The 16,642-nt window shown below is 33.4% G+C and carries 13 protein-coding genes; 8 read left to right on the forward strand and 5 right to left on the reverse strand.

The annotated features are described in order from the left end of the window. Position 1: 1 nt before the first annotated feature. From folE to AAHM80_RS00775, 4 genes are all read left to right on the forward strand, one after another. Complete coding sequence (gene folE / locus AAHM80_RS00760) at positions 2 to 574, forward strand: GTP cyclohydrolase I FolE (protein ID WP_341756012.1); 573 nt, start codon at positions 2 to 4, stop codon at positions 572 to 574. A 15-nt stretch (positions 575 to 589) separates the two neighbouring features. Then, positions 590 to 1,876: a proline--tRNA ligase gene (gene proS / locus AAHM80_RS00765; protein WP_342259990.1), complete on the forward strand. Its 1,287-nt coding sequence runs from the start codon at positions 590 to 592 to the stop codon at positions 1,874 to 1,876. Between the two features lie 97 nt (positions 1,877 to 1,973). Then, a complete protein-coding gene (locus AAHM80_RS00770; protein ID WP_342259991.1) occupies positions 1,974 to 2,987 on the forward strand; it encodes a COX15/CtaA family protein in 1,014 nt (337 codons plus the stop codon). A 5-nt stretch (positions 2,988 to 2,992) separates the two neighbouring features. Beyond that, complete coding sequence (locus tag AAHM80_RS00775; RefSeq protein ID WP_410521536.1) at positions 2,993 to 3,910, forward strand: RluA family pseudouridine synthase; 918 nt, start codon at positions 2,993 to 2,995, stop codon at positions 3,908 to 3,910. Here the strand turns inward: AAHM80_RS00775 and ppdK are convergent. Continuing rightward, entirely contained in the window at positions 3,883 to 6,528 is a 2,646-nt protein-coding gene (gene ppdK / locus AAHM80_RS00780; RefSeq protein WP_342259993.1) for a pyruvate, phosphate dikinase, read from the reverse strand. The two genes, AAHM80_RS00775 and ppdK, sit on opposite strands and share 28 nt — an antisense overlap. Before the next feature lie 210 nt (positions 6,529 to 6,738). Beyond that, positions 6,739 to 8,220, reverse strand: a complete 1,482-nt coding sequence (locus AAHM80_RS00785) for a hypothetical protein (RefSeq protein WP_342259994.1) — start codon at positions 8,218 to 8,220, stop codon at positions 6,739 to 6,741. 291 nt (positions 8,221 to 8,511) lie between these two features. Here AAHM80_RS00785 and truB point away from each other — a divergent pair, with 291 nt between their 5' ends. The 3 genes from truB (at position 8,512) to pnp (ending at position 12,015) form a co-directional block, all read left to right on the forward strand. After that, the gene (truB, locus tag AAHM80_RS00790) at positions 8,512 to 9,453 is read left to right on the forward strand and encodes a tRNA pseudouridine(55) synthase TruB (RefSeq protein ID WP_341747983.1); all 942 of its coding nucleotides are present in this window, start codon (positions 8,512 to 8,514) and stop codon (positions 9,451 to 9,453) included. Further along, a complete protein-coding gene (gene rpsO, locus AAHM80_RS00795; protein ID WP_342259995.1) occupies positions 9,431 to 9,700 on the forward strand; it encodes a 30S ribosomal protein S15 in 270 nt (89 codons plus the stop codon). Before truB ends, rpsO begins: the two co-directional genes overlap by 23 nt. 65 nt (positions 9,701 to 9,765) lie before the next feature. Then, positions 9,766 to 12,015 carry a polyribonucleotide nucleotidyltransferase gene (gene pnp / locus AAHM80_RS00800; protein ID WP_342259996.1) on the forward strand — a complete coding sequence of 750 codons (2,250 nt, stop codon included), beginning with the start codon at positions 9,766 to 9,768 and terminating at the stop codon, positions 12,013 to 12,015. An 85-nt stretch (positions 12,016 to 12,100) separates the two neighbouring features. Here pnp and AAHM80_RS00805 read toward each other — a convergent pair whose 3' ends face one another. Further along, positions 12,101 to 13,087, reverse strand: a complete 987-nt coding sequence (locus AAHM80_RS00805) for an N-acetylmuramoyl-L-alanine amidase (RefSeq protein WP_342259997.1) — start codon at positions 13,085 to 13,087, stop codon at positions 12,101 to 12,103. Between the two features lie 272 nt (positions 13,088 to 13,359). Beyond that, the gene (locus AAHM80_RS00810) at positions 13,360 to 14,094 is read right to left on the reverse strand and encodes a lysophospholipid acyltransferase family protein (RefSeq protein ID WP_342259998.1); all 735 of its coding nucleotides are present in this window, start codon (positions 14,092 to 14,094) and stop codon (positions 13,360 to 13,362) included. Between the two features lie 95 nt (positions 14,095 to 14,189). Here AAHM80_RS00810 and trpS point away from each other — a divergent pair, with 95 nt between their 5' ends. Next, positions 14,190 to 15,179 (forward strand): tryptophan--tRNA ligase, encoded by a 990-nt coding sequence (gene trpS / locus AAHM80_RS00815; protein ID WP_342259999.1) that lies wholly within the window; start codon positions 14,190 to 14,192, stop codon positions 15,177 to 15,179. 26 nt (positions 15,180 to 15,205) lie between these two features. Here trpS and lpdA read toward each other — a convergent pair whose 3' ends face one another. Next, on the reverse strand, positions 15,206 to 16,603 hold the full coding sequence (gene lpdA, locus AAHM80_RS00820) for a dihydrolipoyl dehydrogenase (RefSeq protein WP_342260000.1): 1,398 nt from the start codon (positions 16,601 to 16,603) through the stop codon (positions 15,206 to 15,208). Positions 16,604 to 16,642 lie beyond the last annotated feature (39 nt).

Consider the following 16,642-nt stretch of genomic DNA (forward strand, 5'->3'; position numbering starts at 1 on the left):
CTTGAAAAAACCTACTACAGAAGAAGCCAAAGAGGCAGTTAAAACTTTATTACGATTTATTGGTGAAGATCCAAATAGGGAAGGGCTACTAAAAACTCCTGATAGAGTAATAAAAACTTACCAAGAAGTGTTTTCTGGGTATGATAGAGATGTGGAAGAAATATTAACGACTAAATTTTACGATACTTGTAATTTTCAGGATTTCATAGTGTTAAAAGACATACATTTTAATTCATTTTGTGAACATCATATGTTACCGATAACTGGTACGGTAAATATAGCTTATATACCTGATAATTGTATAATAGGTATCAGCAAGCTCGCTAGGATAGTTGATGTTTTTGCTAGGAGACTACAGATTCAAGAAAAGATGACTGTACAAATTGCTGAAACATTACAGAAATATATTAAGCCCCTAGGTGTTGCGGTTAAGATTTCTGCATTACATAGCTGTATGACTCTTAGAGGAGTTATGCAAAATGATAGTATTATGAATACTATGCATTATACAGGTATATATATAGAGCAGCAGAAATATCGCCACGAATTCCTAAATATTATTTCCAAAAAATAATCCAAGGTAAACTTTATGTTACTATCAAAATATTTTTTACCTGTGCTGAAGGAAGAACCAGTGGAGGCACAAGTGGTTTCTCATCGGTTGATGCTTAGAAGTGGTATGATAAGACAGCAATCTGCTGGGATTTATAGCTGGTTGCCGATAGGCTTAAAAGCCCTTAAAAATGTTGAAAATATCGTTCGACTTAATATGAACAAGGTAGGGGCTATTGAAATATTAATGCCTTGTATTCAACCAGCATCTTTATGGGTGGAATCTGGAAGATTTGAGAATTATGGCAAAGAAATGCTAAAATTCCAAGATCGCCATGATAATACGTTATTGTTTGGGCCTACTAATGAAGACATGGTGACTGATATTTTTAGAAATAATATTCAGTCCTATAAGGATTTGCCAAAAAACTTATATCATATTCAATGGAAATTTAGGGATGAAATTAGACCTCGCTTTGGGGTTATGCGTGGTAGAGAATTCTTAATGAAAGATGCATATACTTTTGATATAGATCAAATAAGTGCTGTAAAAACCTATAATCAGATGTATCTAGCCTATATGCAAACATTTCGTGATATGGGTTTAACTGTAATCCCAGTACTTGCTGATAATGGTCCAATTGGTGGCAATTTAAGCCACGAGTTCCATATTCTTGCTGATAATGGTGAGAGTACAATTTTTTATGATAAAAAATTTCTATCTTTAACAGACCAGGAAAGTTTAGATATTGAAAAATTACAAACCTTATATGCGGCAGCAGAAGAAAAACATGATCCTGATAAATGCCTGTTATCAGAACATGACCTTGCCAGTAGTAAGGGTATTGAAGTTGGGCATATTTTTTATATTGGCACAAAATATGCCAAAGCCATGAATGCTTTAGTAAATAGTAATAATGGTAATCTTGTGCCAGTGGAAATGAGTTCTTACGGTATTGGTATTTCAAGACTTTTAGCTGCCATAATCGAATCAAGTCATGATGATAAAGGGATTATATGGCCTACAAATATTGCTCCTTTTATGGTATCAATATTAAATTTGAACATACTTGATAGCAAATGCAATGAACTATCACAAAATCTATATGATAAACTTGTGGCAAGTAAAATAGAAGTATTATACGATGATACCAATGAAAGAGCCGGTAGCAAATTTGCCACCCATGATCTTATAGGATCACCATACCAAATAATCATTGGTCCTAAAAAAGCTGAAAATAATGTGGTCGAACTAAAAGATCGTAGGACTGGAAAAATGGAAGAATTAGATGTAGGTGCTGTTATTGATAGAATATTTAGGTAAAAAATATCATACATGAGGTTCATAATGAAAAAGAGTATTAGTGGACGATAAAAATTTGTTATATTTTATATTATAGATATTAAAGGTAGCGGGTCTAATGTCACACATATTAGTAAAGCGTTGGTTGGCGGTATGCTGCTGCATGGTAATATTTATGATTTCTTTAGGAGGTCTCACTAGGCTTACTGATGCTGGTTTATCAATTGTTGAATGGAAACCGGTTTCAGGTATTGTTCCCCCGTTGGGTAATGCTGATTGGCAGGATGAGTTTGCTAAATATCAACAATCTGTTGAATATAAGCAAAAAAATACTAATATGGCTCTCTCAGAGTTTAAATTTATTTTTTGGCTTGAGTTTATTCACCGTTTTGCTGGCAGAGTAACAGGTTTGTTGTATCTAGTACCATTACTATATTTTTTTGTACGTGGACGGATTGATACAAGGTTACTGCCTGTATATTTGGCGATATCGTTATTATTTGCAGTCCAAGGATTTATGGGCTGGTATATGGTGAAAAGTGGTCTAATTTCGCAGCCATATGTCAGTCATTTCCGTTTAGCTTGTCATTTGGTTATTGCAGTTATTATCTATAATTTACTGTTCTATCAGCTGATGAAAAATAGTTTTGATATTTTACTAGTTGAACGGACAATAAGTTTAAATTTAGCAAAATTCTTTTGTATATTCACTATTATTATAGTTTATATACAGATTTTTTTAGGTGGTCTAGTTGCAGGTCTTGATGCAGGGCTTGTATATAATAGCTTTCCGTTAATGGGGAATAGTTTTATACCTCAAGAAATAGCTTTTAAACTATTGAGTAGAGATAGTTTAAGTGATACTGTTTTTGTTCAGTTTATCCATAGAATTGGAGCGTATATTGTTTGTACTAGTGTTGGTTTGTTAGTGTTGAGTCTAATAAAAACCAAGCATCCTAAATTAAACAAAGTTGCTTATTATATTGTTGGTGTGCTGATATTACAAATGTTAGCTGGCATAATTACTATTTTATATTCAGTACCTATATTAATGGCCTTAGTGCATCAGATTTTTGCTATTATACTATTATCATGTATATTATGGGGGTATTTTTTGTTAAAGAGTAGCTAGTGGCAATATTAAATGTAGATATAGAACTACCTTGTAGGTTGGATCGTTACTTGAAGAAATTATATCCTAGCCTTACCCAAGGGATGGTTGAGCGTGCCTTAAGGTTTAAACAGATAATGGTTAATTCTTGTAAGGTAGCGGCAAATTTGCGAATAAAGGCTGGGGATCAAATTTTTATAGAGGATAGTTTAAATTTAGAACCTCAAAAAGTGTCTGATAGGGTTTTTTCGAGTTCGACAGTTATACTAGCTGGTAAGTTAATGAAGGATTACCTAGTTTATCAGGATGAGTGGCTTATAGCAATTAATAAGCCAGTAGGTCTTGCAACCCAAGGCGGTAGTAAAATAAGCCTATCTATAGATGATGCACTACAATATTTAAATAGCCAAGGGGCAGATTTAAAACTAGTACATAGGTTAGATAAAGATACTTCAGGTATATTACTAATCGCTAAAAATTATGTGAGTAGTATAAAATTAGTGAAAGCCTTTAAGGAAAAGAATATTCAGAAAACCTATATTGCAGTAGTTTTAGGTAACCTTCCGCAACATGAAGGAGAAATTAGTGGTATGATAGGGAAGAATAGGGGAGGGGCGTATGAGACTGTACAAAATGATGAAGAACATGGCAAATTAGCCATAACTTGCTATAAATTGCTGAAAAACTTAAATAATGGTTTGACTCTAGTTGAGTTCACTCCTCTTACTGGCAGAATGCATCAACTTCGATTTCATGCGAAAATGCTGGGTTGTCCCATAATAGGTGACACAAAATATGGTACTCAAGAAGCCATGGCTTTATCCAAGGAAATGTTATTACATGCCAAAAGAATAATCTTACCGGAGAAAATATTTGGTAAAGAAATAATAATTAATATAGATTTACCGGGATATTTTTACCCACATTTCTTTATTTCCGCTTGAGCTGCGGCAATCCTAGCTATAGGAATGCGGTATGGTGAACAGGATATATAATGCAAACCAATTTTATGAAAAAACTCTATAGAATCAGGATTGCCCGCATGTTCTCCGCATACGCCAAGTTTTAATGTAGGGTTGTTTTTTAGCCCACGTTTTATAGCAATTTCTATTAACTCACCAACCCCTTCCTCATCCAATTTACTAAAAGGATCAAATGCAAAGATTTTTTTTTCCAAATAGTCTGGAAAAAATGACGCTACATCATCTCTAGAAATGCCGTAAGTTGTTTGTGTTAAATCGTTGGTACCAAAGCTAAAGTAATCTACCTGCTTGGCAATTTCTCCAGCTTTTAAAGCAGCTCTTGGTAGCTCGATCATAGTACCAAGAGTAAAATCAAACTTACATTGGTTAGTATTCTCCATGTCAATGATCACATCTTGTATATGTATCTTTAAAGCTTTTAGCTCATTAACGTCACTGATTAAAGGAATCATTAACTCTAGAACAATATTTATATTTTCTTCAATTTGCAATTCTCTGATAGCAGTAAAAATTGCCATTATTTGCATTTGATAAATCTCAGGATAAGAAATACCTAGGCGACATCCTCTATGTCCAAGCATGGGATTCACTTCATATAATGCGTGCAAACGTTGTTCCACAACAGCTAAAGGTAGATTCATAACATCTGCTAAGTTTCTTTTATCAATCTCTGTTGTTGGCAAAAATTCATGTAAAGGAGGGTCAAGCAGTCTTATATTTACGGCTTTACTATGCATAATTCGAAATAATGCCTTAAAATCTCGAATTTGCAAGGGCAATAATTTATTTATCGCATGTTTTCTCCGTTCTATATCAGGAGCAATTATCATTTCTCGTACTAATGGAATTTTATCAGGGTCAAAAAACATATGTTCTGTTCTACATAGTCCAATTCCACACGCCCCAAATTTCATGGAAACACCAGCGTCTAAAATAGTTTCAGCATTGGCTCTAACTTTTAAAGTAGCAAATTCATCTGCCCAATCTAAAATTGTTTGAAATTCCTTAGTAAAACTAGGCTGAATAAGTGTTACTTCCCCTAAAAAAATTTTTCCTGTTCCACCATCTATAGTTATTAAGTCACCATAATTAATGATAGTTTCCCCTATTTTAAAGAGCTGTTTTTTTTCATCTATTACCACATCACTTGCCCCGCAAACACATGGTTTTCCTAATCCTCTAGCGACTACAGCCGCATGTGATGTCATTCCGCCTCTAGCTGTAAGAATACCGGCTGAAACATACATACCATTTATATCTTCAGGACTAGTATCATGGCGTACCAAAATTACTTTATGGTGATGCGACATTTTCTCGGCATCATATGGAGAAAAAACTACTATACCAGTGGCAGCCCCAGGAGATGCTGGCAGTCCTTTAGCAATGGGGCTTAGAGTATTGCTATAATCAATAGCCGTGTGCAAAAGCTGAGTTAGAGATTCCGGATCTACACGCATTATTGCTTGTTGTTTAGTAATCAGTCCTTCTTGTACCATATCCGTGGCAATTTTAATACTGGCTAAAGCTGTTCTTTTAGCAGTACGTGTTTGCAAGACATAGAACTTACCGTTTTCCACGGTGAATTCTATATCTTGTATATCCAAGTAATGTAGTTCTAACTTCTTACAAATTTTCTGTAATTGATCAAATATTTGTGGCATAACTGTTTGCATTGAGCAATCAGGAATATGATCGTTTGACATAATAGGGCTTGGGGTTCTTGTCCCTGACACTACATCTTCACCTTGGGCGTTTACTAGATATTCACCAAAAAGCTTATTTTCACCAGTTGCAGGGCAACGTGAAAATACTACTCCTGTTGCAGAATTATTGTTTTGATTACCAAAAACCATTGACTGTACATTAATCGCTGTACCCCAATCATTGGGTATATTATGTAGCTTTCTATAAGTTATTGCTCTATCACTTGTCCAAGATTTTAATACGGCTTTTATTGATTCTTCTAGTTGTGTATATGGATCAAAAAACGATTCACCACAATGATTAAAGATTATCTTTTTAAACTCTTCAACTATTATTCTTAGGAAATCCCCAGTAATTTCGTTCTCTTGATAAATATTACATTTGCTCTTATGCATTTCAAATGCATTCTTAAATAATCCGTTTGAAACGGATAATACTGTTGATCCGTACATTTCTAAGAATCTTCGGTAGCTGTCAAAAGCAAAAATTTCATTTCCAGTACTGGATAGCACATCGCAAACTTGATCATTATACCCAAGATTAAGTATAGTATCCATCATGCCGGGCATAGAGGCTCTTGAACCTGAACGGACGGATAGTAGTAGTGGATTTTTATGATCCCCAAAAATTTTACCAGTAGTATTTTCTAAATTTTTAACAGCTACCGCTAAATCCTTATTAAAATTTTCAGGCAAATTGTAATTATTTTTGTAAAAATAATTACAAAGCTCTGTAGTAATAGTAAAACCATCGGGAATAGGTAAATTTAAGTTAGACATTTCAGCAAGACCAGCTCCTTTACTACCAAGTACGTCCTTCATTTGAGCATTGCCTTCCCCACCGTTAGTACCAAAATAATAGATCCATTTGTTCATAAATACCGAAACAATTTTTAAGATAATTATTATATAATATGGCTAGATAAGCTGCAATGTTTAAATGCCCTGTACTAGAAGATATCTCATAACTCAAGTCTCCCAAGTTTCTTCCCTCACTCTCTTGATTTCTAGTTGATCAAATTTTGTACCGCTCAATAAGAATTCATTAAAATCAAGTTTCTGTTTTTTAGCTTTTGATAATCCTGCCTACTTATAAATACTGGTATATTCAGGAATTTTTATTAATTTCTTTTTAGCATAATATTTTATTAATCTTCCATTAATTAGTTCAATGGTTATTTCCGCTATAGCTTCTTGATTTTCTTGTGAAATATGAATTTTCTTGAATTTATCATTATTACGTAGCCCAGCTTTATATGCTGTACTATCCTTTTTTAAGTTGCTAACTATCTTCTGAAAATTTGTAATATCAAACCCATAATCATTTATGGCAATTTTTTTATAATGTAATTTTGAGTTATTTAAGAAATTACTTAAATCAAAATTACCATATTTTACAAATTTATTAACTGTACGTTTCAAGTTATTTTTGGTAATATTGTTAATATATTGCATCATAATTGTGGTAGTGAATTTCTCTTTTTTACTATGAGTATGATTTGCCACTATTGTTTTTATAAGATTATCCAAACTAAACTGAGTATTAGTTAGATTTTGTATTTTTAGATCTAGTACAGATGCTATTATATAGCCTCTGTCATATGGTAACTCGCTAGCTAGAGCATTATCCCAATATAATTTTGATATAGTTTCATTATCAAATAATAAGTAAGGAGAGGTATAATATTTTTGTAAAATCTTGTTATAGTTCCCTAAATATTCTTCAAATGTTACAATTCCATTAGTTAAATTAATCTTGTCAGTAAAATACTGTGTAAATCCTTCTGTAAACCACTTATATAGTGTTTCCTCTTTTTCCTTTATCAGAGTATTGCCTATCCACTTATGCAAATTTTCATGTGCCAGTAGGTGCTTAATATTAAAATCATTTACATTAAACTTCTCAGGTAATAGATACAGAACAGTATTACCGCCAATTAAAGTACCATAGAAACTATTATGTTTTCTATGGTTATTTATGAATACAAACAAATTATCATTATTCTTTGTTTCAAAGAATCTCTCTTGAGCATTTATTATTTCATACAAAAGTTTTGTTAAGCTTTCCTGTGATTTGGTATCTATACTAAAAAATATTATGTTGTTACCCTTATAATTTACATTTTGTAAGATACTATGGTTTCCAGATATAGCAAATCCCTTTGAAATTAAGTTATCTGCAGTAAGATTAAGCTTTTGTATTTTATTAGCAGCAATATTACCAAAATTAGTAAATACATCATTATGACTAGCAAATTTAATATCTACATCTATACTTTCGTCGTTTGTATATAATTTGGGGCATATTAAGGCAAACTTATATAAAAAATAAAATCCTTGGTCGATTATGTAAGTATAATAGCTTGATCCAAGTTTTTCTTGAGTATTCAATATATCATACCATACAATAATCTTTTGATTGGGTTTATGTGTTATTTTATTAGCATTTTTTATAAAAACGCCATTTTCTACATGAATATTTTTTATTTGATTAGACAAATCATGTCCCCAAACTTGATGAGGAATATATAATTCTGTTTGATTTGAATTAGGAGAAGTAAATTCCAACTTAATTCTAAGCTTCTTATCCTTAGGAAAATGATAAACCTCATATGATAAGCTACCAAAAGCTTTGCTAATAAAAAAAACAAAGATACATATTGCAAATATCTTTAAGTTTACGTTTAATATATAGTTAGCCTATCATTTCTATTTTATCATAACATTCTATATATACAATATATATTTTGATATACAAAGTGCTTTTTTGTAAGAAAAACAGTGTTTTTTTCATAGGATAGGATTATGCTAAGATTTAAACTACTCTTATGCTAACAATATTCGTAAATAACCGAACAAATGACGTTTTACCTTAATAATTGCTGGCTTAATATTTATAAACCTAAAGGCATAAGCTCAGCAAAGCTTGTTTCTATCATTAAGAAAAACCTTTTAGGGGCTAAAGTTGGTCATTGTGGGACTTTGGATGTTGAAGCTGAAGGTGTATTACCTTTGGCAATTGGTGAAGCAACAAAACTAGTACGAGTTCTAGTAGATGCAAAGAAAACTTACATTTTTACGGTACAGTTTGGTAGGCAAACTGATACAGCAGATGCTTCAGGAAAAATAATAAAGGTTACTGATAATATTCCTACTTCAATTGATTGCCATAATATATGTAAAAAATTCATAGGTACAATAAAACAACGTCCTCCTGCCTTTTCTGCTATAAAAGTTAACGGTATTAGATCTTATAAGTTAGCACGAGAAGATTTGGTAGTAGAATTAACTCCTCGAAATATTGAAATATATAATTTAGAATGTCTTAATTTCAATCACCAAAATAATCAAGCTACCTATAAGGTTGAATGCTCTAAAGGGACTTATGTAAGGACTCTAGCAGAAGATATTACTTTATCCTTGCAAAGTTTAGGATTTGTGGTAGAATTACAGCGTACTAAAGTTGGAATATTTGCAGCATGCAATGCTATTAAATTAACAGAACTTGATATACAAAAGCAAGAAATGAAACAGTTTCTTGCAGAAAAAGCTATAAAGATTGAAGCAGTACTGGACGACATCCTGGTGCTTGATGCTACTACTGACCAAGCTAAGAAAATCATTCATGGTCAGAAATGCTATTTTGATTATCCTGAAAATATTGAATTAATTTGGATTCGGTATCATGACTCTCTCTTAGCAATTGGTAGCTTGAGTGAAAATTGCTTTAATTCTTTCCGAGTATTTAACCTAATAAAAATAAACGTGGAGATTAATGATGTCGATTACAGCACAGCGTAAGCAGCAATTAATTACAGAATATGCTACTAAAGAAAACGATACTGGTTCTAGTGAAGTGCAATGTGCAATTCTAACTGAAAGAATCAATAACTTAACAGGGCATTTTAAAACTAATTACAAAGATTATTCTTCGAGAAGAGGATTATTGATGTTAGTTGGTCGTAGGCGTCGATTGTTGGATTATATCAAGAAGCAAAGTCTAAGCAGATATTTGTCGTTGATTAATAAACTAGGAATAAGAAAGTAAAATAAAGCCCGGTTAAAAAATCAAAATTTTAGCCGGGTTTTTTGTTCATTAAATAAGGAATAAGAATGTTTGAAGAAATAACAAAAACGATAGAATTAGGTGGGAAACGACTAGAATTAACTACTGGTAAAATTGCTCGTCAAGCTGATGGAGCAGTTATGGTAAAAATGGGAGGAAGTGTTTTATTATGTACTGCCGTGAGTAGCAAAGAAGTAAAAGAAGGGATAGGATTCTTTCCTCTTACTGTACACTACAAAGAAATGGCATTTGCTGCTGGTAAAATACCTGGAGGATTTTTTAAAAGAGAAGGTAAAGGGTCAGCAAAAGAAGTATTAGTCTCACGCTTGATCGATAGACCGATTAGACCATTATTCCACCCAGCCTTTCTTAATGAAACACAAGTAATTTGTACTGTTCTTTCATACGATCCTGAATGTAATACGGATATATTAGCAATTATTGGAGCATCGGCTGCATTGGCTTTGTCTAATGCACCCTATCAAGATATAGTAGCAGCTAGCAGAGTTGGTTTGATAAATGATCAATTCATATTAAACCCTTCATTTAGCCAATTAAAGGATAGTAAATTAGACTTAGTAGTGGCAGGCACTAAGACGTCAGTTATGATGGTTGAGTCTGAAGCCGATCTATTGTCCGAAGAAAAAATGTTGGAAGCTATTGAGTTTGGTCACAAGGCGTTACAGCCTGTAATTGAATTGATTAATGACTTAGTAAATATTGCTGGGAAACCTAAATTACAGCTTACCGAGTTATTCCCTACTAGCTTAAAGGAACAAATTAGAAGCATCGCATCAGAAGATATTCAGCATGCTTTTTCTATCAAATCAAAACAAGAAAGGGTCTTAGCGGTAAAGCATGTTTCTGATATAATTAAGCGACATTTTGCCGAAGATATTGCTAATAATAATCTTACTAATGCTCAGATTGAGTTCGCTCTTAAAGAAGTAGAATCAGAAATATTACGGCAAAACGTATTAAAGAGTAATATTCGTATCGATGGTAGAAAACCGGAAGATATAAGAAACATAGCTTGTGAAGTGGCTTTGTTGCCAAAAACACATGGTTCAAGCTTGTTTACTAGAGGAGAAACACAAAGTTTAGTAGTTACAACACTAGGTACTGGTCAAGATGAACAAATTGTTGATAGTTTAGACGGGGAATATAAAGAGCGTTTTATGCTTAACTATATTTTCCCTCCTTATTCAGTAGGCGAAGCAACCCCAGTAAGAGCTCCTGGTCGCAGAGAGATAGGTCATGGCAAACTAGCATGGAGAGCCATTAACCGCATGCTGCCAACTAAAGAACAATTCCCTTATTCTATTAGAGTAGTGTCAGAAATTACCTCTTGTAATGGTTCATCATCTATGGCTACTATTTGTGGTAGTTCAATGGCTCTAATGGATGCTGGAGTACCGATCAAAACTCCTATAGCAGGTATTGCTATGGGTTTGATAAAAGAAGGTGATAAGTTTGTAGTATTATCCGATATTATGGGGGATGAAGATCATCTTGGAGATATGGATTTTAAAGTAGCTGGTGGTACACACGGCATAACCGCATTACAAATGGATATAAAAATATCTGGAGTAACGTTTGAAATAATGAAGCATGTTTTAGTTCAAGCAAAGCTTGGTCTTGTTCATATTTTACAAGAAATGGATAAGACTATTAATAAAACCAATAACCATATTAGCCAGTATGCGCCTTGTATTCAAAGTTTTAAAATTGATAAAGATAAAATTAGAGACGTCATAGGACCGGGTGGCAAAGTAATACGCGAAATTTGTGATATGACATCGGCTAAAATTGACATAAGCGACGATGGCAATGTAACTGTTTCGGCTGTAGGCAAAGAGAAGCTAGATATGGCTGTCGAAAAAATTAAGTCAATTGCTTTTGATCCTGAAATAGGCGGCATATTCAATGGAACTGTTGTTAAAATATTAGACTCTGGAGCATTTATCAATTATTTAGGTAATCGTGATGGATTCATCCATATTAGTGAAATCTCAAAGGAACGTATTGAATCTGTATCTAGTGTTTTAAAACATGGGGATATAGTAAAAGTTAAACTTATTGGTTTCGACAATAAAGGCAAAGCTAAATTAACCATAAAAAATATCGATGCTGAAATTACTCGGGACGTTACAACTAATCAAAAATCTGAGTCTTATAAAGATAACAGCGATAATAATGGTAATAAACGCGAATATGCAAAGAAATGGCAAAATAACAAAACAGCCTCCTCTAATGAAGATGAAGTTGTAACTAAGGAGCGTAAGTATTTTAATTAAAACCAAACTAACTCAACTAGCCTCTGTGATATTTATAGAGGCTAGTTAGTTGTTTTGTGTGGTTTATTACAAAAATTTGAAGCGATCAATTTTCCGAGTACTGATTTAACACATCTCCAAGTACCATTGAGTCATTTTCGTCCCATATACCACCAAGAGCCTCTTTATTTTCTTTGGTATTATTATGCCACAAGTTTTCCCACAAAATCTTTTGATTTGGATCATTTACAATATCCTGTCCTCGATAATGCAGTTTCATCGATAACATAGCATTAATAGTTTGATCATCTAGCTTTCCTAGATTCGTACCTTCATTATTTAGTACTTTATATCCTAACTCCTCAAGTTGCTTTTGTATATTTTCAATTGTATCTTTATCTTGCTTACTCTCGTCTTTATAAGAAACTATTACCTCCGGATTTTCTTTCCTTTCCTTAAAGCAATATACACCAAAATTATGAGAAAACCCTTTTTCTTCTGCCTTGGCGAATGTTTGCCATGGAAAATACGGTCCAGGTCCTATTTTCCTTCCAGAAGTCCAATCACTATGAGCCAATAACATTTTTGGATTAGAATGTGTGTTAGTTGTTAACCATTCTTGCAACTCAATTCCAGCCCTTATCTGTGGCTCGGGATAATCTTCTAATCCAGTATTTACATAATTAATTCCTACCGAAAAACTATTCATATCATTCTTTAAAATGTTCTCCGGCAAGTGAGGATTCCACTTACTTAGATAGTGTAACCCACCAACTCCTGCATGGTAAGCCCTACAGGTCACAGGCACCAATTTAAATGTTACCCCCTCTTTATCTATAAGAAAATGAGTAGAGGTGCCATTTGTCTCATAAGCATTAAAAGCTGCCTCAACAGTTGGTGATACTGTGTAATTATGAACAGTATAGGGAACAGACTGATCTTTTTTAAATGTTGCATCTGGTATTTCTGGATTTCTTACATTATTACGTAAATTATAATTATTACATTTCCCTTTTTCAAGAGATTGTTCTGGGTACTGAGTATCCTGATTCTCACGTAGATATCTAAGATTGAATGTTAATTTTTCTTTCATGATATACCTATTTTTAATGGTTTTGATACTATTAAATAGCAGGGTAGTTTAAAAATCGCACCTTGAAGCTGAAGTAAGTAATTATTAAGACATCCAACGTCATGAGCTACGAAGATATGAAGTACCGCCGAAGCAATTTCCTCGCAATGACGTTTGAAGCACATATCCACCTAAAACTACTTCGGTTTTTTCAACTTTAAACTGCCATGATTAAATAGTACTATTTAATTCTATCCAAGGCATTAATATTTGTCTAGATTAAATTTATTGCTTCACAAAGCTTGTTCAAATAATACTTGCTTTTCAGTATTGATTACCTGTTCTATCTTACTTGTCAATTCTCGAACATCAGATTGCTCTATTTCCTCTATCGGGATAACATCAATAATCTTTACTTGGATTACCCCTGGTTTCTTAATCCAAAAACCCTTTGGCCAGTATACCCCTGCATTGTGAGCCATCATCACGATAGGTACTTTTGCTAGTGAGGCTAATTTTGCTGCACTGGGTTTAAATTTAGCATTTTGTTCTGGTTTGAATCTAGTAGATTCAGGGAAAATAACCAACCATAAACCACTTTTTATCTTTTCTTGTCCTTCTCTTAAAATTTGACCAACTGAAATATTGGCATTACGATCTACGGCAATTGGCTTAACCATTTCCAATCCCCAACCGAATAATGGGATATTAAATAACTCTTTTTTTAATACCCAAGAATGTTCAGGTATAATTAATTGTACAAATATTTGTTCCCAGCATGATTGGTGATTAGACAATACTATAGAAGGAAATGAAGGCAATTTATCTAGACCAGAAACTTGGTATTTTAAACCACAAAAGATTCTAGCCAGCCAAATAAATACATAGGAGAAAATAACTCCAATCCTGTAACGTATATAATAGTTGACATTAAAAAATGTTACGGGTATGTAACATATAAGGAAGAATGTAATGGTAAATATAGCAAGTAATGCATAAAATGTTAATACTCTTAAACGCCAAAACATAGTTGGTTAATCTTAGTTGTTAATAATTAATGGGTACAATAGCATAAAATTGCGTCTACATATAGATATAATTAGTAATTATTCGGGAAAATTAAATGAAAAAAACAGCTCTATCCGGATGTCAAGTGACCGGGACTCTGCATTTAGGAAACTATCTCGGGGCAATTGTCAATTGGTCTAAGCTCCAAGATGAGTATAACTGCTTATTCTTTTTAGCCGATTTGCATGCTATTACTATAGATCGTTCACCTATAGAGCTAAATTCTTCCATATTGCAAACTGTTGCTACATATATAGCAACAGGACTTTTGCCGGAAAAAACCACTATATTTGCCCAAAGTATGGTAAAAGAGCATACTGAACTTGCTTGGATATTAAATTGCGTTACTCCGCTTGGTTGGCTTAAACGGATGACTCAGTTTAAAGACAAAGCAGGAAAAGACCAAGAGAGTGCTGGTTTAGGATTATTGTCTTACCCAGTATTGATGGCGGCTGATATATTATTATATAATGCTGATATAGTACCCGTTGGCGATGATCAAAAACAGCATTTAGAGCTTACTAGAGATATTGCGGCTATTATCAACAGAAAATTCAATCAAGACATCCTAAAATTACCAGAACCATTAATTCAAGGCTCATCAAGAATAATGAGCTTAAAAGATGGTCGTAAAAAAATGAGTAAGTCTGATCCATCTGATTTATCTCGTATTAATTTAAATGATAGTCGAGATCAAATTTACCAAAAAATTAAAAAAGCTAAAACCGATCATTTAGCTGAGATTAGTTATGATCCTCAGAATAGACCGGAAATCAGCAATTTAATTAACATTTATTGCAGTTTATCTGGTAGTAATGTTGACACAATAGTTAATCAATACCAAAATACCGGTTTTGCTAAATTTAAGGATGATCTAGCTGATATTATCATCACAACTCTAACTCCCATTAATACTAAATATACAGAGTTAATGAAAAACCAAGATTATCTAGTAAGCACACTACATGAAGGAGCGGATAAAGCTAGAATTACTGCTGCTAAAACTCTTACTGAAATCAAAAAATTATTTGGTTTTGTTGTGTAAAAACCAATTACTATTTAAACAGCTTACTAAAAATTAATAGCCCTCTTATCTACAGCTAGAGCCGCTTCTTTTATAGCTTCACTTAGGGTAGGGTGGGCGTGGCAAGTTCTTGCTATATCTTCTGAAGAAGCCCCAAATTCCATAAATGCTACAAGCTCTGCAATCATAGTTCCAGCTGAACAGCCTATTATATGGGCTCCAAGTACTTTATCCGTTACGCTATCAGCTAATATCTTCACCATCCCATCAGTAGAACCTGTGCTTCTTGCTCGACTATTTGCCAAAAATGGAAATTTACCAACTTTGTAATCAATCTTAGCTTCTTTCAATTGTTCTTCTGTTAAACCAACACTTGCCACTTCTGGATAAGTGTAGATAACACTTGGAATAAGATTATAATTAACATGACCTGCTAAGCCTGCCATAATTTCAGCGGCAGCAACAGCTTCCTCTTCTGCTTTATGAGCAAGCATAGGACCAGCAATTACATCACCGACAGCATAAATATTCGGAATTATTGTTTGGAATTGGCTATTTACCGTAATTCTATTTTGTTTGTCCGTTTCAATAGCTAATTTATCTAAACCTAAATCTGTTGTATGGGCTTTTCTACCAACAGCCAATAACACTATATCAGCAGTTATTTGTTGCACTGAGTTATCGGCTGTTTGTTGTATATTCAAAATAACTTTTCCTGCTTTTTTCTCAGCAGACAGCACCTTAGTATTTAATCGCAATTCAATAGATTGCTTTTGCAGGATTTTGGTAAATTGACCGATAATCTCTTTATCTAAAGCTGGCACAATACTTCCAGCATATTCAATAACCGTTACTTTAGAACCAAGCCTATTCCATACCGAACCAAGCTCTAAACCGATATAACCACCACCAATCACTACCATAGTTTCTGGGACTTTAGCAAGGCTCAAAGCTCCCGTTGATGAAACTATATATTCCTCATCAACAACAATATTGGGCATTTCAATAATATCAGAGCCAGTAGCAATTAAAATATTCTTAGCCGATATCTGTTCAATTGATGTACCGTTAGTAATTCCCACAAGATTGGCTGAAATAAATTTGGCACTTCCTGTAAATTTAGTGATTTTATTTTTTGCAAACAAGCTTTCTATGCCTTTGCATAAGTCTGATACTATCTGACTTTTTTTAGTCATCATTTTTTGTAAATCAAGTTTGGCTGAGGTCATAATGCCAATATCGGCACAATGGTTCAATACTTCATGATATTTCTCAGAGAAATTTAGCAATACCTTGGAAGGAATACAGCCAACATTTAGGCAAGTACCACCAAGCGTCACTCTTTTCTCTATACAGGCAACCTTCATACCCAACTGGGCTGCTCTTATTGCTCCTGTATAACCAGCAGGACCACCACCAATCACTATTAAATCAAATTCTTGCATATATTTTTCCTTACATATAATAATTAATGGCATTATAAA

This window comes from Candidatus Tisiphia endosymbiont of Metellina segmentata, assembly GCF_964030715.1.
In the GTDB taxonomy this organism is placed as follows: domain Bacteria; phylum Pseudomonadota; class Alphaproteobacteria; order Rickettsiales; family Rickettsiaceae; genus Tisiphia.